Here is a 252-nt window from a genome sequence, read left to right as displayed (position 1 = left end):
TTGGAGGATTACCCAAGTCCGGCTGAAGGGAACGGTCTTGAAAACCGTCAGGCGTGTAAAAGCGTGCGTGGGTTCGAATCCCACATCCTCCTTAATATTAACGCGGGATGGAGCAGCTCGGTAGCTCGTCGGGCTCATAACCCGAAGGTCGTAGGTTCAAATCCTGCTCCCGCAATTTGGCTCGGTAGCTCAGTTGGTAGAGCAATGGATTGAAGCTCCATGTGTCGGCGGTTCGATTCCGTCTCGCGCCAT

3 tRNA genes are annotated in these 252 nt (G+C 54.4%); all 3 read left to right on the top strand.

Annotation, left to right across the window (positions count from 1 at the left end):
- Nucleotides 1–2: 2 nt before the first annotated feature.
- The 3 genes from HMPREF2918_RS00225 (at nt 3) to HMPREF2918_RS00215 (ending at nt 251) form a co-directional block, all read left to right on the top strand.
- Nucleotides 3–92: transfer RNA gene (locus HMPREF2918_RS00225), tRNA-Ser, on the top strand.
- Between the two features lie 9 nt (nt 93–101).
- Nucleotides 102–175, top strand: a tRNA-Met gene (locus HMPREF2918_RS00220).
- 3 nt (nt 176–178) lie between these two features.
- A tRNA-Phe gene (locus tag HMPREF2918_RS00215) sits at nt 179–251 on the top strand.
- Nucleotide 252: the final 1 nt, after the last annotated feature.

Source organism: Streptococcus sp. HMSC065C01 (assembly GCF_001813525.1).
GTDB classification, from domain to species: Bacteria; Bacillota; Bacilli; order Lactobacillales; family Streptococcaceae; genus Streptococcus; species Streptococcus parasanguinis_V.
This window is presented reverse-complemented; position numbering and strand designations above follow the sequence as displayed.